Annotated in this window: 18 protein-coding genes; 14 read left to right on the forward strand and 4 right to left on the reverse strand. The window is 62.8% G+C overall.

Features of this window, described 5'->3' with window-relative positions:
• Positions 1–135: 135 nt before the first annotated feature.
• Positions 136–840: a L,D-transpeptidase gene (locus OU993_RS12815; protein WP_268157943.1), complete on the forward strand. Its 705-nt coding sequence runs from the start codon at positions 136–138 to the stop codon at positions 838–840.
• Positions 840–1,445, forward strand: coding sequence for a DsbA family protein (locus OU993_RS12820; protein WP_268157945.1), 606 nt, complete (start codon positions 840–842; stop codon positions 1,443–1,445). The genes OU993_RS12815 and OU993_RS12820 overlap by 1 nt, the downstream gene beginning before the upstream one ends.
• Before the next feature lie 179 nt (positions 1,446–1,624).
• On the opposite strand, the gene OU993_RS12825 is transcribed toward OU993_RS12820, so the two are convergent.
• Complete coding sequence (locus OU993_RS12825) at positions 1,625–2,173, reverse strand: hypothetical protein (RefSeq protein WP_268157947.1); 549 nt, start codon at positions 2,171–2,173, stop codon at positions 1,625–1,627.
• 143 nt (positions 2,174–2,316) lie between these two features.
• Positions 2,317–3,216 (reverse strand): LysR family transcriptional regulator, encoded by a 900-nt coding sequence (locus OU993_RS12830; protein ID WP_268157949.1) that lies wholly within the window; start codon positions 3,214–3,216, stop codon positions 2,317–2,319.
• 105 nt (positions 3,217–3,321) lie between these two features.
• Here OU993_RS12830 and OU993_RS12835 point away from each other — a divergent pair, with 105 nt between their 5' ends.
• The 6 genes from OU993_RS12835 (at position 3,322) to OU993_RS12860 (ending at position 9,818) form a co-directional block, all read left to right on the forward strand.
• Positions 3,322–4,530, forward strand: a complete 1,209-nt coding sequence (locus OU993_RS12835; protein WP_268157951.1) for an MFS transporter — start codon at positions 3,322–3,324, stop codon at positions 4,528–4,530.
• Positions 4,531–4,675: 145 nt separating this feature from the next.
• A complete protein-coding gene (locus tag OU993_RS12840; protein ID WP_268157953.1) occupies positions 4,676–5,332 on the forward strand; it encodes a hydrolase in 657 nt (218 codons plus the stop codon).
• A 58-nt stretch (positions 5,333–5,390) separates the two neighbouring features.
• Positions 5,391–5,678: a XapX domain-containing protein gene (locus OU993_RS12845; protein ID WP_268157955.1), complete on the forward strand. Its 288-nt coding sequence runs from the start codon at positions 5,391–5,393 to the stop codon at positions 5,676–5,678.
• Positions 5,678–7,660 (forward strand): amidohydrolase, encoded by a 1,983-nt coding sequence (locus tag OU993_RS12850; RefSeq protein ID WP_268157957.1) that lies wholly within the window; start codon positions 5,678–5,680, stop codon positions 7,658–7,660. Before OU993_RS12845 ends, OU993_RS12850 begins: the two co-directional genes overlap by 1 nt.
• Before the next feature lie 7 nt (positions 7,661–7,667).
• Complete coding sequence (locus tag OU993_RS12855) at positions 7,668–8,120, forward strand: DoxX family protein (protein WP_268157959.1); 453 nt, start codon at positions 7,668–7,670, stop codon at positions 8,118–8,120.
• Between the two features lie 93 nt (positions 8,121–8,213).
• The gene (locus OU993_RS12860) at positions 8,214–9,818 is read left to right on the forward strand and encodes an MFS transporter (RefSeq protein ID WP_268157961.1); all 1,605 of its coding nucleotides are present in this window, start codon (positions 8,214–8,216) and stop codon (positions 9,816–9,818) included.
• A gap of 39 nt (positions 9,819–9,857) precedes the next feature.
• On the opposite strand, the gene OU993_RS12865 is transcribed toward OU993_RS12860, so the two are convergent.
• Complete coding sequence (locus tag OU993_RS12865; RefSeq protein ID WP_268157963.1) at positions 9,858–10,559, reverse strand: pirin family protein; 702 nt, start codon at positions 10,557–10,559, stop codon at positions 9,858–9,860.
• Positions 10,560–10,841: 282 nt separating this feature from the next.
• On the opposite strand from OU993_RS12865, the gene OU993_RS12870 reads away from it, so the two are divergent.
• From OU993_RS12870 to OU993_RS12890, 5 genes are all read left to right on the forward strand, one after another.
• Positions 10,842–13,040 (forward strand): GGDEF domain-containing phosphodiesterase, encoded by a 2,199-nt coding sequence (locus OU993_RS12870; protein WP_268157965.1) that lies wholly within the window; start codon positions 10,842–10,844, stop codon positions 13,038–13,040.
• A 63-nt stretch (positions 13,041–13,103) separates the two neighbouring features.
• Positions 13,104–14,003, forward strand: coding sequence for an amino acid ABC transporter substrate-binding protein (locus OU993_RS12875; RefSeq protein WP_442792983.1), 900 nt, complete (start codon positions 13,104–13,106; stop codon positions 14,001–14,003).
• A gap of 6 nt (positions 14,004–14,009) precedes the next feature.
• The gene (locus tag OU993_RS12880; protein ID WP_268157969.1) at positions 14,010–14,909 is read left to right on the forward strand and encodes an amino acid ABC transporter substrate-binding protein; all 900 of its coding nucleotides are present in this window, start codon (positions 14,010–14,012) and stop codon (positions 14,907–14,909) included.
• A gap of 93 nt (positions 14,910–15,002) precedes the next feature.
• Positions 15,003–15,680, forward strand: coding sequence for a response regulator (locus tag OU993_RS12885; RefSeq protein ID WP_442792956.1), 678 nt, complete (start codon positions 15,003–15,005; stop codon positions 15,678–15,680).
• Positions 15,677–17,602, forward strand: coding sequence for a sensor histidine kinase (locus OU993_RS12890; protein WP_268157973.1), 1,926 nt, complete (start codon positions 15,677–15,679; stop codon positions 17,600–17,602). Before OU993_RS12885 ends, OU993_RS12890 begins: the two co-directional genes overlap by 4 nt.
• 52 nt (positions 17,603–17,654) lie before the next feature.
• On the opposite strand, the gene OU993_RS12895 is transcribed toward OU993_RS12890, so the two are convergent.
• Positions 17,655–18,056 (reverse strand): hypothetical protein, encoded by a 402-nt coding sequence (locus tag OU993_RS12895; protein ID WP_268157975.1) that lies wholly within the window; start codon positions 18,054–18,056, stop codon positions 17,655–17,657.
• 170 nt (positions 18,057–18,226) lie between these two features.
• Between OU993_RS12895 and OU993_RS12900 the strand changes: the two genes are divergently transcribed.
• Entirely contained in the window at positions 18,227–20,119 is a 1,893-nt protein-coding gene (locus OU993_RS12900; protein ID WP_268157977.1) for a mechanosensitive ion channel family protein, read from the forward strand.
• The last annotated feature ends 63 nt before the right edge of the window (positions 20,120–20,182 follow it).

Raw genomic sequence — 20,182 nt, forward strand, 5'->3', positions numbered from 1 at the left:
CGTGCGTGTGGTCTTTCCGCGTGATGCCGAGGCAACCTTAAGCCTGCCTTAAGCTGCGCACGAGATCGCTCGCCCAATTCGAACAGGACGAAAACCCCATTCGTCCACTCTGCGCTGATGACACAAGGATACCGCATGCTTCTTTGCAAACCGCCGGCAGCCTTCCTGCCCACCGGTCGATCACTGCTCGCGTCCATGCTGGCGCTTGGCCTTTCGGCCTGCGTCCAGACCACCGAGACCGCACCGCCTGCCCGGCCCACCGTCGACCCCGCCGTGCAGGCCATGTACGGCCCCGTCACCGATGGTGAGGAAAAGGTCCCGCCAGTCGATACGTCAAAAATGGACCCGAAAAATGTCCGTCAGATCGTGAACTATCGCACCCCCTATCCGCCGGGAACGATCGTCGTCGATCCGCATGCGCGGTTCCTTTATCTGGTCATGGAAAACAACAAGGCCATGCGCTACGGCGTCGGCGTTGCCAAGGCCGGCCTGGCATTCGAAGGCGAAGCCGTGATCGAACGAAAGGGGCGCTGGCCAGGCTGGGTTCCCACGCCGGACATGATCCGACGCGAGCCCGCGCGTTACGGACCACTGGCCAAGGGCATGCCGGGCGGCATCAACAATCCGCTCGGCGCCCGCGCCCTTTATCTCTACAAGAACGGAGAGGACACGCTCTACCGCATTCACGGCACAAACGAAGCGTGGTCCATCGGAAAATCCGTGTCCTCCGGCTGCATACGCCTGCTCAACCAGGACATCATCGACTTGCACAGCCGGGTTCCCGAGGGCTCGAAAGTGGTGGTCCTCGGTCCCGAACAATCCGGAAAAGGAGAATTCTGATGCTTTACAGACGTGAACTGGTCACCGCCGGACTTGCTGTCGCTGGGGCTGCCGTTTTTCTGCCGCGTGTCGGCAAGGCACAGTTGACGAAGGAAGAGGTGTTCTTCGACAATGACGCTCCCGTGCTTGGCAATCCCAAGGGCAGGATCACGGTTGTCGAATATTTCGATTACCAGTGCCCCTACTGCAAAGCCTCCCACCCGACCGTCAAAAAGGTCGTGGAAGATGACGGTGACGTCCGGCTCGTCATGAAGGATTGGCCGGTATTTGGTGGCGCCTCCGTGTTTGCGGCACAGGCCGTCCTGGGCGCAGCCCAGATCGGCAAATATGAGATCGCTCTCGAATCGCTGATGAAGACCAAGGGCCGGCTGTCGCAGGAGGATGTCGAGACACAATTGACCGGTGCCGGTCTGACGATCAAGCAGCTTGCCGCTGCCGTCAACGCCAACAATGCCAAGATTTCCGGCCTTCTGGACCGCAACTATAATCAGGCGCTGGCCTTCAACTTCGCCGGAACGCCATCCTTTGTCATCGGCAATTCCCTCTATCCCGGCGTGCTGGACGAAAAGGCGCTGAAGGACGCAATTGCCAAGGCGAGAGGCTGACCGCTGCCCAACCGGTTTGCCACAGCTTGCCTAATCCGCTGATGCGCCTTGAAGAAACGACATCCGCGCCCCACCATCGACGGGGGACGCGGCTCATGGCCCGATTGCGCCCGGACAAAGCCCCCCGAACAGGCGGATGCTGCCGGCGGTCGTCTCGGCGGCCGGCCAATCGGTTCACCTCAGTGAAACGTGCGCTGCTCGCATACCAGCTGAACCGCAAGTGCTGCCAGAATATGGCGCACGGCCGGAGACCCGTCATCCAGATCGCCGGAGAGGAACGGCATGAGCGCAAGCCCCAGCTTGTGCAGCACGGGATCGGGCATATTGCGCCGAGGTCTCGGGCGGACAGGCAGAGCAGGAAAACGCTCGGACATTTCGTCGATAAGCGCAAAGGGAATGACCAGGCCTATTCCGTCGATCGCACCCATCAGGCGGATCGCCGCTCCCTCGGCGAGATCGACAAAACAGACATTGCCGCGCTCATAGATGCGGGCGGGCCTTGCGGAGCCATCGGCGAGCAGGTCGCAATGCTTGACCTGCTGCAGATAGATCATCGCGAAATAGGCGGGCTGCGGGTCCAGCTCGAAGACATCCTGCCGACTGCTCGAGATCTGATGCATGACGCGCCAGGCGGAAATCGGCTGGTCTCGAAACGGAACGTTGCGAAGAGAGGGAAAGTGCTCCAGGCGAAGCGGCGCCGCTGTCCCCAAGTCTTTTCCTGTCGCCATGCATCGCTCCGAGGCCAAGTCGTCGACCATTCAACACCGTTATGCCTTCGCTCAGGGCTTTGCAATCCGCAAACGGCGCGGCGCCCAATGGCTGCGACACTCACGCGATTTTCTGCCAAAATTGAGCAGCTGGAACAAGGAATCTAGCTGCTGCCGCCGGCAATTCCCGCTGAGGCGAGTGTTTGACGCAGCTTTGCGATGAAAACCCGCACTTTTGGCAACACGAGCTGATTGGTGGGATAAACCGCCCAGATCGCGATTTCCTCCGGCGCAGCATCGGCCAACGCGATCTTGACCAGTCGGCCGGCCGCGACATCCTCATCGACATACCAGTCGGAGAGCAGCGCCACGCCGCCCCCCGCGACACTTGCCGCGTGGCAGCCGGCAATGCTGCTGCAGGACAAACGACCGTTCAGGCGCACATGCCGCTCGCCCTCGGCTGACACGAGGGTCCAGTGGGTGGCATTGCCGAGCGCCAGGCAATCATGGTCGCCAAGATCACTCACCCGTTGAGGCAGACCGCGCCTGGCAAGATAGGCCGGGCTGGCCACGAGGGTGCGCGGATTGGCGGCGAGCTTCTGGGCAATCAGGCTGCTGTCGCGCAGCCGCGCGATGCGGATGGCCAGATCGGTTCCGGTTGCCACCAGATCCGGAAGGCTGTCGTTCAGGTCGACGGCCATCTTGAGATCCGGATTGTCGGCCAGAAGATCCGGCACGAAGGGCATGATGAACTTCAGCCCGAACGAAATCGGGACAGAAACCCGAAGCAGGCCTGCCGCCCCGCGCGTTTCCGCCCTGAGCCTTGCCATCGCTTCGGCCTCGTTGTCCACGAGCGCCCGGGCAAAGGGCAGGAAGGTTTCCCCCTCCGGCGTAAGAGACAGGGACCGCGTGGTGCGGTGGAGCAGGCGGACACCGAGCGAAGCCTCCAGTGCGGCCAGCCGGCGGCTTGCCAGCATCGGCGTCACGCCCAGCTGACGGGCTGCCCCCGCAAGGCTGCCAGCGGTGACCGCCGCGGTGAAGACCTGAACGTCAGCCGTGTCCATTATATCTCTATTCGTTCTACTGTCCGATCATTTTCTCAGTCTAATGCGGAAATCGATAGAACGCTAGATAGGGTGCATCTCCATTCCGTCAGAAAGACACCGATCATGGATGCCACCCGACATGATAAACCAGCAGCCCCGCACGGTCTCGGCACCGGCGCCCTGCTGGCCATGGCCACCGCAAGCGGACTTGCCGTCGCCAATATTTACTACAATCAGCCCATGTTGGGCCTCATCGAGGCCGATTTCCCAGGTCAGCCGATGACCGGCCTTGTTCCGACGGCCACCCAGCTCGGTTATGCCCTCGGGCTGTTTTTCCTGTTGCCGCTCGGCGACCTAGTGCACCGGCGCAAGCTGATCATCTCGCAATTCATCGTTCTGGCAGCCGCTTTGGCGCTTGCGGCGCTTGCCCCCTCGGCGCTTGCGCTTGTGCTCGCCTCTCTGGCCGTGGGCGCGAGTTCGACGGTTGCACAACAGATCGTTCCCTTCGCCGCGTCGCTGACGAGCCCGGAAAAGCGTGGTTCGACGATCGGCACCGTGATGGCGGGTGTTTTGTCCGGCATCCTCTTCAGCCGAACCCTGTCCGGCTTCATCGGCGCGCATGCCGGCTGGCGGGAGATGTTCTGGCTCGGTGTGCCGCTGGCACTTGCCGGTGCCATGCTGATGGCTGCGACTTTGCCGCATCATCGCCCGACGTCGCAGATGCGATACGGGTCTGCGCTCCGGTCACTTGCGCAACTGTGGAACCGTGAGCCGGCACTGCGCACGGCCGCGCTCATGCAGGCTGCCCTGTTCGGCTCGTTCGCCGCCTTCTGGACCGTTCTTGCGCTTTATCTCGCAACCCCGCAATTCGGACTCGGATCGGATGTCGCAGGCCTGTTCGGCATCGTCGGCGCCGCCGGTATCTTTGCCGCTCCGCTTGCCGGCCGCATTGCCGATCGTCATGGCCCGCAGGTCGTCGTCTGGCTGGGCGCACTCCTCGCACTGGCCGCCTGGATGATCTTCGGGCTCTGGGCCTCGCTCGGTGGCCTCGTGATCGGCGTCATCGTTTTGGATTTCGGCATCCAGAGTGCCCTCATCTCCAACCAGCACATCGTCTATGCGCTGGATCCTGAGGCACGCAGCCGCCTCAACACCGTCTTCATGACGTCGATGTTCCTCGGCGGTGCCGCCGGCGCAGCATTGTCCACCTTCGTCTGGAACCTTGCGGGATGGACGGGTGTCAGCCTTTTGGGCGCTGTCCTGGCGCTGGCCGCGCTTGCCATCCGGGCCACCGGCTCGGACCTGAAGACAGTGCACAAGGCGCATCGCTGAGAGCGCGCCCGGCAAGATCCGTTCCTTTATCCGCCGTCTGCACGAAGACGGCGGAAACATCCAAATCACCCTACCAAGCTTCAAGAGCCAAACGACAACACGCGCCATAAAGGGCGCGTCCCATTTTCACACAACGAGGAATCCCATGTCCGTTACCGCCACCCCGACTCCCGGCTCCAAGCTTCTGAAGCCTTCGGACCACACCCTGATCCTCATCGATTTCCAGTCGCAGATGTCGTTTGCGACAAAAAGCATCGACGCGGTCAACCTGCGCAACAACGCCGCCCTGATCTCCAACGGCGCAAAGGGCTTCGGCGTCTCCACCATCCTGACGACGGTGGCCGAGAAGAGCTTCTCCGGCCCGATGTTTTCCGAAATCACCGATGCGTTTCCAGGTCAGAAGCTGTTTGACCGCACATCGATGAACACCTGGGAAGACGCTGCCGTCATCGAGGAAGTCAACCGCATCGGCAAGCCGCGCATCGTTTTGGCCGGCCTGTGGACCAGCGTCTGCATCGTCGGTCCGGCACTCTCGGCCATCGACCAGGGTTTCGAGGTGCTCGTGATTGCCGATGCCTGCGGCGATGTCAGCACGGAAGCGCATGAGCGTGCGATGGAGCGCATGGTTCAGGCGGGTGCCCAGCCGATGACATCTCTCCAGTATCTCCTGGAACTGCAGCGCGACTGGGCCCGCACAGAGACCTATGACATGACCACCGGCATCGCAAAGAAGTTCGGCGGCGCTTACGGTCTCGGCATCATCTACGCCAAATCCATGTTCGGCGCTTCCGAAGGCCACTGAGGCCATCTGCGGCACTCCCTTGGCGGGGGTGCCGTCTCCCCTTTCGTGAGGCCCACCCATGAAGATCTACCTGATGTCGCTTGGTGCCGGCATTCTCGTCGGCGTCGTCTACAGCCTTCTCAACGTGCGCTCGCCCGCCCCGCCGATCATAGCGCTGGTTGGTCTCCTCGGCATCCTCATCGGTGAGCAGGTCCTGCCACTGGCCCGCACGCTCTGGCGCAAGGAGCCGGCAGCGCTCTCCTGGCTGCACGAGGTCAAGCCGCACATGTTCGGCCACCTCCCGAAGGGCGCCAAGCCGCCGGTCGAGGCACGCTCGACAGTGCCACGAACGGGCGAGGACGCTTGATGCCGACCCGTCGCGCCTTCCTCGGCGGGGCTTCCAGCCTCGCATCCCTGCAATGGCTCGCTGCGGGTTCCCCCGTCAGCGCCGCATCCACCGGAGATGTTTCCATGACAGCCGATCTCATCCTCCACCACGGCCTCATCACCACGCTCGACCGGACGAAGCCTGCGGCCTCGGCCGTCGCGATCAAGGACGGCGTCTTCATCGCTGTCGGCACGGATCAGGAGGTCATGGCGCATGCCGGGCCGGACACGAAGATCGTCGACCTGAAGGGCAAGCGCGTGCTGCCGGGCCTTATCGACAACCACACCCACGTCGTGCGCGGCGGGTTGAACTTCAACATGGAACTGCGCTGGGATGGTGTGCGCAGCCTCTCCGATGCCATGGACATGCTGAAGCGGCAGGTGGCGATCACGCCGGCCCCGCAATGGGTGCGCGTCGTCGGCGGTTTTACCGAACACCAGTTTGCCGAAAAGCGCCTGCCCACGATCGAGGAAATCAATGCGGTGGCGCCGGATACGCCGGTCTTCCTGCTGCATCTCTATGACCGGGCACTTCTGAACGGAGCGGCTCTGCGCGCCGTCGGTTACACGAAGGACACGCCGAACCCGCCCGGCGGCGAGATCACCCGTGATGCCAACGGCAATCCAACCGGTCTGCTGCTGGCAAAGCCCAATGCCGGCATTCTCTATTCGACACTCGCCAAGGGACCGAAACTGCCCTTCGACTACCAGGTCAATTCCACCCGCCATTTCATGCGCGAACTGAACCGGCTGGGCATCACCGGCGTGATCGATGCCGGCGGCGGTTTTCAGAACTATCCCGACGATTATGCCGTCATCCAAAAACTCTCCGACGAGGGTCAGATGACCGTGCGCCTTGCCTACAACCTGTTCACTCAGAAACCGAAACAGGAGAAGGACGACTTCCTCAAATGGACGTCTTCGGTAAAATACAAGCAGGGCGACGACTACTTCCGCCACAATGGCGCGGGCGAGATGCTGGTCTTCTCCGCCGCCGACTTCGAGGACTTCCGCGAGCCAAGGCCCGACATGCCGCCGGAAATGGAAGGCGAACTGGAGGAGGTAGTGCGGATCCTCGCCCAGAACCGCTGGCCCTGGCGCCTGCATGCGACCTATGATGAGACGATCTCGCGTGCACTCGACGTATTCGAGAAGGTCAACCAGGACACCCCGCTCGAGGGACTGAACTGGTTCTTCGACCATGCGGAAACGATCTCCGACCAGTCGATCGACCGGATCGCGGCGCTTGGCGGTGGCATCGCCGTGCAGCACCGAATGGCCTATCAGGGCGAATATTTCGTCGAGCGCTACGGCCACGGCGCGGCCGAGGCGACACCGCCCATCGCCCGCATGCTGGAAAAAGGCGTGAAGGTTTCCGCCGGTACGGATGCCACGCGCGTCGCCTCCTACAATCCGTGGGTATCGCTCGCCTGGATGATCACCGGCAAGACCGTTGGCGGCATGCAGCTCTATCCGCGCGCCAACTGCCTGGACCGCGAGACCGCCCTTCGGATGTGGACGGAAAACGTCACCTGGTTCTCCAACGAGGAAGGCAAGAAGGGCCGCATCGAGAAGGGTCAGTTTGCCGATCTCGTGGTGCCGGACAAGGACTTCTTTGCCTGCGCCGAAGACGAGATCTCCTTCCTGACCTCGGAGCTGACGATGGTCGGCGGCCGCATCGTCTATGGTGCCGGCGACTTCAAGACGCTCGACGAGAACCACGTGCCGCCGGCCATGCCGGACTGGTCGCCGGTGCGCGCTTTCGGTGGCTATGCGGCCTGGGGCGAACCGGAGGGGGCCGGACGCCACTCGCTTCGTCGCACGGCGATTTCGACATGTGGCTGCGCCAATGATTGCACCGTGCACGGACACGACCATGCCCGTGCCTGGACATCGAAGCTGCCCATCAGCGACCTCAAGGGTTTCTTCGGCGCTCTCGGCTGTGCCTGCTGGGCTGTGTGAGGGCATCATGACAACGGTTTCCCATCACGCACCCAAACCGGCGGAACAGCGCCTCCTGACATCGCCCGTTCTCCGCTTCATCGCGCTTCTTGCGCTGTGCTCCGCCTATATCCAGGGCCTGCTCGTCAAGATCTTCGACTTTGCCGGCGCGCAGGCGGAGATGACCCATTTCGGACTGCTGCCGGCGCCGCTGTTTGCCATTGGTGTCATTATTTTTGAGCTCCTGATGTCTGCCCTCGTTCTCTCCGGCGTCTATCGACGTCCTGCGGCGCTCGCGCTTGCGGGGTTCACGCTGGCCGCAACCTTTATTGCGCTGCGCTTCTGGGAACTTCCGGCCGGCATGGAGCGCGGCATGGCGATGAACGGCTTTTTCGAGCATCTCGGTCTCGCCGGCGCCTTCCTCTACGTGGCGGCCATGGATGCCACCCGCGCAAAGGGCGGAACGCCCTGGAGCGGCTGATCCGGGGACGGCAGCGTTCACCCCAGAATTCCAAAGGTCCCAGCCCTCCGGGTTGGGACCATTTCGACATTCATTCCCCTTGCGGAGGTTTCCATGTCATCGGCAACAGACGACAAAAATGCAGGGGGCGCATTCGCGGCACTCAGCCAGAGCGTGTTCACCGTTCTGTGGGCCGCGACGATCCTTGGCAATACAGGCACCTTCATCCGCGACGTCGCGAGTTCCTGGTTGGTCACCGATCTGTCTGCGGCACCGGCCGCCGTCGCCACGATCCAGGCCGCCGGCACGCTGCCGTTCTTCCTGCTGGCGATCCCGGCGGGCGTCCTCTCCGACATCTTCGATCGCCGGATGCTGCTGATTTTTGTACAGGTCCTGCTCGCCTGTGTCAGCCTCACGCTGATGACGCTTGCCGCCCTCGATCTGCTGACCATCGAGGCGCTGATCGGCCTGACATTTCTCGGCGGTGTCGGCGCAGCCCTTGCCGCGCCCGCATGGCAGGCGATCGTGCCGGAACTCGTGCCACGCCCCTATCTGAAAAGCGCCGTCGGCCTGAACTCGCTCGGCATCAACATCGCCCGGGCGATCGGCCCGGCGCTGGGCGGCGTTCTTCTCGTCACCGTCGGCGCCGCGCTGACCTATGGCGCCGATGTGGCAAGCTATGTCCTCGTCGTCGCAGCCCTTCTCTGGTGGAAACGCCCGCATGGCGAAGCGGATGTGCTGAAGGAAAACTTCACCGGCGCGTTCCGGGCCGGGCTGCGTTATGCGCGTGCCAGCCACGACCTGCACATCGTGCTCCTGCGCGCCGTGGTGTTCTTCGCCTTTGCCAGCGCGGTGTGGGCCTTGCTGCCGCTGGTGGCCCGCAATCTGCTGGGCGGTTCGGCCGGTTATTATGGCCTCCTGCTCGGCGCGATCGGCCTTGGCGCCATTGGCGGCGCGGTGGTGCTGCCGATGCTGCGCCGGCGGCTGGATGCCGACGGGCTTCTTCTTTTTTCCGTTGTCATCACGGCCGGTGTGATGGCCATTCTCGCCCTGCGTCCACCGCAGGAACTGGCGCCGGTGGCACTGCTTTTCCTCGGAATGGCCTGGATCGTGGCACTCACGACGCTGAATGGCGTGGCGCAATCGATCCTGCCGAACTGGGTGCGCGGCAGGGCGCTTGCCATCTATCTGACCGTCTTCAACGGCGCCATGGCCGGCGGAAGTCTCGGCTGGGGTGTGGTTGCGGAAGCCGTCGGCATTCCGCAGACGCTGCTCATCTCCGCCTTCGGGCTGATGGTTGCCGGGCTCGTGATGCACCGCGTAAAGCTGCCACGCGGCGAGGCCGATCTCGTTCCGTCGAACCACTGGCCGGAACCGCTTCTCGCCAGCCCGGTGGCGCAGGACCGCGGACCGGTGATGATCACGGTCGAATATCGCATCGATCCGCAGCACAGGGGCCCCTTCCTGCACGCTCTTTCCCGCCTGTCGCACGAACGCCAGCGGGATGGCGCCTACAGCTGGGGCGTGACGGAAGACGCCTCCGACCCGTCCCTGCTCCTGGAATGGTTCTTCGTCGAATCCTGGGCCGAACATTTGCGCCAGCACAAACGGGTGTCCAAGGCGGACGCCGATCTGCAGGCAGAGGCACTGAGCTTTCACCAGGGCGAAGCCAGGCCGGTGGTGCGCCATTTCATCGCCCTGGAGCGCCGGAAACATTAAAAGCCGCCGCCGGTTGAAGACCGGCGGCAGCACCCACTCTTAGCGGCGCATGTCGAACAGCAAAGCCTTGCCATCGGTGATCCATTCGAGATCGGGAAGCTCGTCCGATCCCAGCTGAATACCGTCGCCGCCGGCGAGGCGCTCGCCATCGATCATGGCAAGGCCTTCGACGACATGCAGAAAGACGTGCCGGCCCGCCTCACGCGGGATCGCCAGCCGGTCACCTTCACGCGGATGCGCCATCAGGAGGCGGGTGTCCGAATTCAGCTCCAGCGGCGCCCCGTTCCCAGGTGCGGCGGCGATCAACGTCCATCCGCGACTGGCGTCCATGTCCGGCAGGCTGACCTGCTGGTAACGTGGTGCGCCACCCCGATGGTCCGGGATCAGCCAGATCTGCAGGAAATGCGCCGGCTCCGAAGCGGAGGCATTCATTTCCGAATGGCGGACGCCTGTCCCGGCATACATCAGCTGCGCCTCGCCCGGTGCAATGGTGACGGTGTTGCCAAGCGTATCCTTGTGTTGCAGCGTGCCAGAAAGGACCATGGTCAGGATATCCATGTCCTGGTGACCATGTTCGGAAAAGCCGGATCCGGGAGCGATGCGGTCCTCATTGATGACGCGCAGAGCTGCAAAGCCCATGCGTGTCGGATCCTGAAAACCGCCGAACGAAAAGGTGTGGTAGCTGTTCAGCCACCCCGTATCGGTGTGGCCGCGGGACATGTTTTCGTGGATGAGGGTCATTTCGCCGCTCCTTGAACAATGGACGCCAACACCGGCGTCCTCCTTGCCGACCAAGATAACGCGCTTCTTCGTCAACAAAATACGCAGATATGACGAATAATCGTTCTCAATTATTGAACGTCGTTCTCTTGTCCCGATAAAGCAAGTGTAAACCCTGTTTCAACCAAAAGGAGACAAATGTGGAAACGCGCCTACCTGTCAACGGTTTGGAAAGATCGACTGCCCCAGGGTAAGGAATAGTCACATTTTTCGCCAACCCACTCGTTGACGCTGGATTCTCGAATGGTGCGCAGGACAATGCTCGGCGATTTGACAGGTAGAGAGGCAGCCTGGCGCAGTTCAATTCTGGGCAAGGTGACGCTCTTTCTGCTGCTTGCGGTTGCAGCCGCTTATGTCACCGGTGCGGCGACCGGCTGGGTGATGATCGAGCGCAGCCAGCGGGAAGACTGGCGGCGGCAGGCAAGCACGAATGCGCAGATCGCCAGCAGCGTCATTCGCAGCATCTACACCTTCGTTTCGGTGGATCTTTCGGACACCGCCCAGATCGAAGCAATCAACTCGGAAAGCATGATCGGCGACGACCAGTCCGTGCTCGACACGGGTTTCGTGGCCGTCGATGTTTTGGCCCTGGCAGCCGTCCAGACCAAGGAAAAGATCTGGCTTGCGGCCTATCAGCCGGATAGCGGGAAGTTGCTGACGCTGACCGACAATGACGGTGGCACGCAGGGTGTCGCAATCCAGCTTGAACAACCTGAAAAGCCCGGCTTTTCCCATTTCACAACAGGATTTGCGAAAGTCGGCCCGGAACGGCATTACGTCGCCATCATCCCGATCAAGACACCGGAGGGGACACTGCTGGGTGCGGTCGTCGCCAGCGCCGGCAAAGCCGACCGACTTCTGGAAATGCAGGCGAGCTTCTACCGGAACTCGCTGCTCTACGGCGCAATCAGCATGATCCTGACCGGCGCCGTCGTGGTGTTGACGATGAAGCGCCTGTTCCATCCGATCCCCAAGCTCATCGACGCGCTGAAGCGGATTGCCGGAGATGATACCGGCCATGTCACGCCGTTCCAGTCCCGCCGAGACGAGATCGGACGCCTTGCAGCGGCAATCGAGACCCTCCGGGAAGGCGTGGTGGAGCGCGAACACCTGCGCCGGGCCCAGGAAGCGGCGCGAGAACTGGAACACCTTGCCCTTCATGATCCCCTGACGGGACTGCCAAATCGCGCCTTCCTGCAGAACACGCTGAACGCAATGCTCGCGTGCATCGTCGACAGCGGGAAGGTCGTCAATGTCATGCTGCTTGATCTCGACCGATTCAAACCGGTCAATGACACGTATGGGCACGCCATCGGCGACCAGTTGCTCATCGCCATGGCGCAGCGCATCACCCCCTTGATGGGACCGGAAGACATCCTGACGCGGCTCGGCGGCGACGAATTCGCCCTGATCCAGGCCGTTTCCATCAATGCGCACAAGGAAGCGCGACATCTCGGCAATCGCATCATCGAAGCGATCAGCCAGCCGTTTTTCATCGCCGGCCATTCGATCACGATCGGCATCAGCATCGGTGTGGCGACGGCCCCCTTCCATGGCACGACGAACAAGGATGTCATGGGCCATGCCGACATCGCCCTTTACACCTCAAAGGGTGCCGGTCGCGGATGCCTGCGCATGTATGAGCCGGGCATGACGATGGAGGGCAGCGGTCGCAGCGCCATCGAACTCGAGCTTCTGCAAGCGCTGGCGGAAAACCAGTTCGAACTGTTCTACCAGCCCATCGTCAGCACCGCGACGGAGGATGTTTCAGGTTATGAAGCGCTCATCCGCTGGCGTCATCCGAAGCAGGGGCTCGTCAGCCCGGACAGCTTCATACCGGCGGCGGAAGACACCAACATCATCCTCGATCTCGACCGCTGGGTCCTGCAGGAGGCCTGCCGCGCAATGGCAGGTCGGCCGGATGATCGGTCCGTTGCGGTCAACGTATCGGCGCTCAGCCTGCAGCGGCCGGATCTTCCCGATTTTCTGCTGAGGACGCTGCGGGACACCGGCCTTGCTGCCCATCGGCTCGAAATCGAAATTACCGAAAGCCATCGCGTCGCGGGCGCCGATGTCGTCTCGATCCTGAACGACATTCGCAGCATCGGCATCGGCATCGCCGTCGATGACTTCGGCACTGGCTTCAGTTCGATGTCCTACCTGATGGATCTTCCGGTCACGCGCATCAAGCTCGATCGCCGTTTTGTTTCCGGCGTCGTGACCGATCCGCGCTGTCTCAACGTCGTGCGCTCCTCCATTGCGCTTGCCCGCGGGCTGCAGATCGAGGTGACGGCCGAAGGCATCGAGAACAGGCGACAGTTGGACGTCATCCGATCGCTCGGTTGCCGCTCGGCGCAAGGCTATCTCTTCGGAAAGCCCGCCGCCCTGCCCGAGCCTGACATGCAAAGGAACCTGGCGCATCCCGTTCGCGCCGCATTATGAGGAATGGTCATCATGAACAAGACTGCCTCTGCCCACCGAACATCCGCCCCCCGCCGGAGCGCCATGCTCGGACTGACATGGATGATTGCGCTCGCTTTTGCGGTGCCTCTGTCACCCGATACGGCCGCCGCGACCGACATCCCGCCGAATACGCTGGAAAAGATCCGCCAGTCCGGCGAAGTCATGATCGGACACCGCCAAGCGGAACCACCGTTTTCCTATGTCGTCGGCGAGCAGCCGACAGGTTATTCCCTGGAACTCTGCAGCCGCATCGTCGACCTGCTGGCACAACGGCTGAACCTGCCCGAGATCAAGATCCGGTATCAGGTGGTGTCGTCGGCAACCCGTTTCGTGATGATGCGCGCGGGCAAGATCGACATGGAATGTGCGGCCACCACCAACAACGCCGAACGCAGGAAGCTCGTCGCCTTCAGCTATCCGCATTTCGTCACGGCGACCCGTTTCGTTGCGCTCAAGGAGTCCGGGATCACGCGGCTTGCCGATCTCGCCGGACGCAGCGTCGCAGCGACGACGGGAACCGTCAATCTGGATCAGCTGAATGCCGTCAATCGGGAGAAGGGGCTGAATATCTCCGTCCTCTTGAACAAGGAAAATGCCAGCTCGTTTGCGATGGTGACAAGCGGCAAGGCTTCCGCCTTCGTGATGGACGATATCCTGCTGGCCGGCCAGATTGCCGCTGCGGCCAATCCGGAAGCCTATGTCATTTCGCAGGACACGCTGAGCCGGCCGGAACCCTACGGCATCCTGCTTCCTCTGGGTGATACGGCTTTCAAGGATGCCGTCAACGAGAGCATCCGTACGATCTACGCCAGCGGCGAAATCTACCGCCTGTATGAAAAGTGGTTCGAACAGCCAATCCCGCCGAAAGGTCAGAACATGAAGCTGCCGGTCTCGCCGGAGCTTCGCGCGGTCTTCGACACGCCCAAAGACTATATGGAGTGAGGGGCCATGAGAAATGTCCTCAAAACCGCCTTCACCGTTCTTTTCTCGCTGACGGGCCTTGCCACCACCTCGGCGCAGGCTCTGACCGAGGTCGTGGTGCCGTCCACGGTCGAGCGCCTGCGTGAGACACAGGTGCTGCGGATCGGCTACGGATCGGCAGAACCCTTCTCCTTCACCACCGCATCTGGCGAGGTCGTCGGCTACTCGATCGACCTTTGCAAGGCGATGGCCGTCGAACTTCGGCGGATGCTCGCCCTGCCGGACCTCAAGCTCGACTATGTCTTCCGCACACCGGCGAACCGCCTGCAGCTGCTGAACGACGGTTCGATCGACATCGAATGTAATGCCAGCACCAATACCCCTGAACGCAGGAAGGCTGCGGCCTTCGCTCCTCCGCACTTCTTCACGCAGACCCGCTTCGTCACGCTTGCCAAGAACAACATCCGTACGCTGGAGGATCTGCGCGGCAAGAGCGTCAGCGTGGTGCTCGGAACCGTGAATATCGGCGAGATCCTGCAGGCCTCGCGCGAACGCAAGCTTGGTCTGGTCTCGGTGCCGGTGCAGGAGGTTCACGAAGCCTTCGATCTCGTCACCAACGGACGCGCATCCGCATTTGCGATGGACGATATCCTGCTCTACAGCCTGATTGCCCGTTCGGGACGGCCGGAGGATTACCGCGTTGGCGATGACCCCCTGTCGGAAGCAGCCGCCTATGGTTTCATGACCCGTCTGCACGACACCGAATTTGCCGATCTCGTCGCCCGGGCCCTGAAACAGGTCTACGGCAGCCCGCAGATGCGGGAGATCTACGACCGGTGGTTCATGCGCCCGATCGGCGACGGACAGTATGCGCTGAACATGCCGATGAGCGCCGAGCTGAAGGCCGCCATGGGTTTGTCAGACTAGATCTCATGGCCGCCGTCACCCCATGTTCTTGGCTATCCGCACCGCCCGATTTGCAGGATAATGTCCAGTGGTCGAAGCGGGTGGGGGCGTCCATTGGCACTAGCAGATTCGCAAGTCATCCAGCCGATTTCGGTGCTGATCGTCGAAGACGACGCCCCGACACGACAGCGCATCGTCGGTGCGCTGTCGAACACGGCCGATTTCAACGTAAACCAGGCTGCCAGCTTCACCGAGGCCTACAGCTTTCTGGCCCAGACCTGTCCTGACGTTCTCTTGACCGATATCCAGCTGCCGGACGGCAGCGGCATGGACCTGATCCGGCGCATGCGCCAGAAGTCCGACAAGACGGAGATCATGGTGATCTCCATCCTCGGCGACGAAACAAGCGTGATCTCCGCCATTCTGCTTGGCGCAAACGGTTATATCCTGAAGGATGCATTTCCGGCGGACATTGCCGATACGGTACGCGATCTGCTCAAGGGCCACTCGCCGATTTCGGCTTCGATCGCCCGCTTCATCGTCCGCCGCACCCAGTCACGGGAGAGCGGCGCGCCGCGCTCCGACCTCAACACCGCAAAGCTGACCGCACGCGAGATCGACATCCTCTGGGGGATCGCCAAGGGGTTCAGCTACGCCGATATTGCCGACCATCTGGGGATTTCGCGGCAGACGGTACCGGGCTACATCAAGAACATCTATCGCAAGCTCGAGGTGAACACGCGGGGCGAAGCGGTGTACGAGGCACTGCAGCAGGGGTTGATTCGTCTGTGACGCTCACCTCGTCGTCCCACACCGACCCGTCCTACCGCCGCCTGGCACTGGCTGCGGTCTTCGTGCTCCTGCAGTTGGCTGTCATCGTCATCTGCGTGCAGATCCGCCAGATCCCGCTTCCACGCCCACCGGAAAGCGACCGCATCGAACAGATGTGGCGTCAGGGGGCCCGCGGTGAGTGGCAGCCGGTGACGCTGCCGGATCACCGGCCAACCGCCGGCCTGACACCAACGATCACCACCTATCGCGCGACATTCGCGTGGTCACCCGACCAAGCCAAAACGCCCTGGGCGGTCTTCGTGCCACGCTTTACCACCACCATCGAGATCGCCATCAACGGCAGCACCATTGAAGATACCGTCCGCGATCCCTCCAAGCGCCGGCCGGACCGCAACACGCCCGTGCTGGCGCCGATCGCCGAAAGCCTGTTGAAGCCCGGTTTGAACGAGGTGACGGTACGATTGCAGGTCTGGGGGCCTCTGGAAGGTTATCTCGACAGCCTCTATGTGGGACCGGATGCGCAGATGCGACGTGCATACGACGTCCGCCGGACGCTCTTCGACACCCTGCCCCTGATCCTGGCGGCCTGGCAAGTCACCTTCGCCACTCTGCTCGGCATCATCTGGCTGAACCGCCGCCATGAATCCATCTATGGTTATCTGGCCATGGCCACAATGCTGGGGGTGGTGCAGCATTTCGCAGGTCTGCCACAATCCGCCATCGTCGCGGGTCTGCTGGGTGCCATGGGGCCACTCGAAGCCGCCCTGATGCTGCATTACATGCTGCTTCTGACGGGCCGGCGGATCCGTCGCCGGCATGCTTTTGCCTTCATGCCCGGCCTCGTCATCATCGCCGCCGCCTTCCTTCTGTCTCCGGAACACCTGCGCATCGTCTATCTGTTGCTCGGTCCACCCTCCATCGGCCTCCTGATTGCCGCCGTGTGGATCGTCCTGCTGGCGGCAGTGTGGCAGGCGAGGCGACACGCCATCTATCTCGCGACGATATTCACCGCAGTGCTGAGCTGCTGGGCCCTCGACGTCCTGACGCTCAACAACATGATTGCCGGCGAACGGATCTTCATCGGCCGTCCGTCCTATTCTCTGGTGCTGATGGCGCTCGGCATCTGGCTGATCTGGCGGTTTGTGCAGGCTTTGAAGGAGGCCGACGGTTTTGCCGCCGCACTGGTGCAGAAGGTCACGGAAGCAGAGGACAAGCTGCGCGCCAATTTCGCTCGCGAAGAGGAACGGGCCCGCTCGGAAGCGCTGCTTGCCGAACGCACCCGCCTGATGCGTGACCTGCATGACGGGCTGGGCGGACAGCTCGTCAGCATCGTCGCTCTGTCGGAACAGCCGCAGCCCTCGGGCCAGGCGATCGGCGAGGCAGCGCGTGCGGCACTGAAGGACCTGCGGCTCGTCATCGATGCGATGGAGGAGATCGACGGAGACCTGATGCTGGCGCTCGCCTCCTGGCGCGAGCGGATCGACACGCAGTTACGGGCACACCAGATGCACCTCGACTGGACCATTCGCGGCCCGTCAGGCCTTCCGATCTTCCAGAACCTCAGGTCGTGGCATGTCATCCAGTTGATCCGCCTGATGGACGAAGTGGTCACCAACGCGGTCAAACACTCCGGCGGCAAACATGTCGCGGTGACGATCGAAACCGTCGACGACACGGCCGGCAGGCCGGCAGGGCGGATCACCATTCAGGATGATGGGCATGGCTATGCCGCAGACCAAACAGGTGCGGCCGGCACCGGGCGCTCAGGTACAGGCCGCGGACTTCTCAACATTCGCCGGCGGGCGGCCCTGTGCGACATCGATCTCGTCACCGAAACGGGACCGACCGGCACGAGGATCGAACTGACCTTGCCGGCGGAATTTCCGTCACAGACCGCCGACAGCCGGTCGGGCAAGATTTGACCGCACAAGCTTGCCCAGAACGACCCTACGACTGAGTGCCGAAAAGACCCGCTCAGCGGACCCCGCGACGATTGACCGGACCGCCACGATTGGCCGGTGCGGCACCGACGCCTGGCGCTCCCACACCCGGAGCCACGCCGACGCCCGGGGCTCCAACGCCCGGCGCACCGACGGCAGGCCGCGCGACGCAGCCGACCGGGTACCCTGGGCGCGTGCAATAGACGGCAGTCCGCACCGCCGGTCGCACGACACACCCCACCGGCACACCGGGTGCCGTGCAGTAGATGACGGCGGCAGCCGGCGGGCGCACGACGCAGCCTTTCGGAACGCCGACGGTCTTGCAATAGACGACAGCCGCGGCCGGCGCCTCAACAAGAACCGGCTCTGAGACAGCCAAGCCGGACGCGAATGCCAGCGCAAGCGCCGAACGGGCCAGGACGGGGCGAATGGCCATGATCATGTTCTCCATCAAAATCTCGGTGCCAATTCCAAGGCAACTGATTGGCGAGTATGCCGCAACCAATAGCTCCGCACAGGCCATGATCATGGGGTAGAGCCCGCCTCCTTCCACCGGTACAGACAAGGATCGACAAACGCGGCAGCGCAGGCGACGAGGCTGGCAAGATGAATGGTCCATCAGCGCAGACGGCAACCCCGCCACAGGCGCCGGTTCCGCCGACGGGCGATGGCCCGGACCTGATCGAACGGGCCGCACAGGTGATCGACCAGTTCGAGACGCGGCTCATCGAAAGCCTGCTGTCGGCCCCTCGCCTCAGCGCGGATCTCGCCAAGGCTGCTCATATTCTGCCGCAGGCCAATCACGCGCTTCTGGCCTCGATCGCTGCGGCTCTCTTCCTCATCGGCCTGTTCGTCGTGACCTCCCACCTCAGCCGTTCGCGACGGCTTGCCGCCGCGAACGCCCGCGTTCCGGTCATCGCCATGCTGCGGCTGACCGCCTGGAGCCTTCTGCCGCTCCTTGTCACCGCACTCGCGGCCCGGATCCTGCTGGTCCACGGACTGAACGATCCGGCCGCGCAGACAGGTTTTGTGCGAGACCTGGTGCTTGCCGTCGTCGTGTGGCTGGCTTCGGTCACCTTTCTCGATCTGGTGCTGCGTCCCGGCATTGCGCACCTCAGGCTTGTCGCGCTGAACGAACACGGCGCCCGACGTGCCTTTCGCTGGGGCGCGCTTCTTCTCGCGCTTGCCCAGCTTCAGGCGGCGGCGCTTGAAGCCGCCGATGAGGCCGGAATGCCGCGGCCTTCGCTGACCTTGCTTTCGGCGATTGCGGCGGTTGCACTTCTCGTGCTCGTGCTGCGTCTCCTCGCGCGGCTGCGCCTCAGCGGGCTGACGCCGCTTCTCTATCTCTGCCTTGTCTGGCTCGCCGTTTTCGGCGCCGTGCTGTGGATCTGGGGCTGGGTGATGCAGAACATGGCCCTGTTTCAGGGCATGAAGGGACTGGTGATCGGCATTCTGCTGGCGCTCGCCTTCGACCGTTCGATTGCGCTCAGTATCAGCCTGTCGCGGCGGCCGGCCGTCATGCGGCTGCTGTTCGTCATCCGGGTGCTGATCGATGCCCTGGCGATCGCGATCATCCTGCGGGTGATTGCCGGCTACTGGCTGGTCGGCAGCCTGTCGCTGATCGATCCGGCGCAGTGGCCCGACTATTCCCGGCGTCTCAATTTTGCCCTCGTGCTTCTGGTCTGCGCCGCGGGCCTTGCTGCGCTGATCCATGCGCTCATCGAAGCCCGTATCATGCCGCAGGAAGCGCTCGGCTCGCTGGAAGACCAGGAGCTGCGGCAGGCGCGTGTCTCCACGGTTCTGCCGATCATCCGTTTTTCGCTGCTCGCTCTCATTGGAGGCGTCTTCTCGCTGGTCGCGCTTTCGGCGCTCGGCGTCGACACAACACCCGTGATGGCCGGCGCCGGTATTCTTGGTCTCGCCGTCAGCCTTGGCTCGCAGGCTTTGGTGAAGGACATCATATCCGGCGTCTTCTGGATGCTCGACGATGCCTTCCGGCTTGGCGAGGATGTCGAGATCGACGGGAAACCGGGCAGGATCGAACGGATCCAGATCCGCAGCCTCAGGCTTCGCGGCGCCGATGGCCGGCTGCATACGATCCCTTATGGCCAGATCGAGATCGTGGCGAGCCGCAGCCGCAGCCTCGTAACGGCGAAGATCACGATCCGGTTGACGGAAAGTCCGAGCATGGCGCAACAGGACCGCCTGCTCCGCCTGGTGGGATCGACGCTGCGCAGCGAACCGGCGATCCACGCGGCAATCGTTGGCAAGATCGCACTGTCCGAAGTGGTGACCGGTGTCCAGACCCACGAACTCGGCCTGACCTTCCACCTGCTGCGCGTCTCCGCCCCCAGCGTTCTGCCGCTGATCCCGCCCCTGCTTCTCGAGGTCCTCCAGTCCGCACACCTCGCTCTGGCGCCCGATGCGGTGGAGGTTTCGATGGTGGAAACGGCACCGGTTTCGGAGGCCGCAATGCAGATGGCAGCGTCTACGCCATGATCATGGGATGGCGGGAAAGCGCCACCTGGACGAGTGTGCGCCTCACGTCGCGCGGCCAATCGC

The sequence above is a fragment of the Rhizobium sp. SL86 genome, from assembly GCF_026672545.1.
Lineage (GTDB): Bacteria > Pseudomonadota > Alphaproteobacteria > Rhizobiales > Rhizobiaceae > Neorhizobium.

Coding starts and splice junctions, on each gene's coding strand:
- OU993_RS12830 (WP_268157949.1), bottom strand. CDS start 3,216: ATGGACACGGCTGACGTTCAGGTCTTCACCGCGGCGGTCACCGCTGGC.
- OU993_RS12820 (WP_268157945.1), top strand. CDS start 840: ATGCTTTACAGACGTGAACTGGTCACCGCCGGACTTGCTGTCGCTGGG.
- OU993_RS12865 (WP_268157963.1), bottom strand. CDS start 10,559: ATGACCCTCATCCACGAAAACATGTCCCGCGGCCACACCGATACGGGG.
- OU993_RS12900 (WP_268157977.1), top strand. CDS start 18,227: ATGAATGGTCCATCAGCGCAGACGGCAACCCCGCCACAGGCGCCGGTT.
- OU993_RS12845 (WP_268157955.1), top strand. CDS start 5,391: ATGAAGATCTACCTGATGTCGCTTGGTGCCGGCATTCTCGTCGGCGTC.
- OU993_RS12855 (WP_268157959.1), top strand. CDS start 7,668: ATGACAACGGTTTCCCATCACGCACCCAAACCGGCGGAACAGCGCCTC.
- OU993_RS12815 (WP_268157943.1), top strand. CDS start 136: ATGCTTCTTTGCAAACCGCCGGCAGCCTTCCTGCCCACCGGTCGATCA.
- OU993_RS12860 (WP_268157961.1), top strand. CDS start 8,214: ATGTCATCGGCAACAGACGACAAAAATGCAGGGGGCGCATTCGCGGCA.
- OU993_RS12825 (WP_268157947.1), bottom strand. CDS start 2,173: ATGGCGACAGGAAAAGACTTGGGGACAGCGGCGCCGCTTCGCCTGGAG.
- OU993_RS12880 (WP_268157969.1), top strand. CDS start 14,010: ATGAGAAATGTCCTCAAAACCGCCTTCACCGTTCTTTTCTCGCTGACG.
- OU993_RS12875 (WP_442792983.1), top strand. CDS start 13,104: ATGCTCGGACTGACATGGATGATTGCGCTCGCTTTTGCGGTGCCTCTG.
- OU993_RS12870 (WP_268157965.1), top strand. CDS start 10,842: ATGGTGCGCAGGACAATGCTCGGCGATTTGACAGGTAGAGAGGCAGCC.
- OU993_RS12895 (WP_268157975.1), bottom strand. CDS start 18,056: ATGGCCATTCGCCCCGTCCTGGCCCGTTCGGCGCTTGCGCTGGCATTC.
- OU993_RS12835 (WP_268157951.1), top strand. CDS start 3,322: ATGGATGCCACCCGACATGATAAACCAGCAGCCCCGCACGGTCTCGGC.
- OU993_RS12850 (WP_268157957.1), top strand. CDS start 5,678: ATGCCGACCCGTCGCGCCTTCCTCGGCGGGGCTTCCAGCCTCGCATCC.
- OU993_RS12840 (WP_268157953.1), top strand. CDS start 4,676: ATGTCCGTTACCGCCACCCCGACTCCCGGCTCCAAGCTTCTGAAGCCT.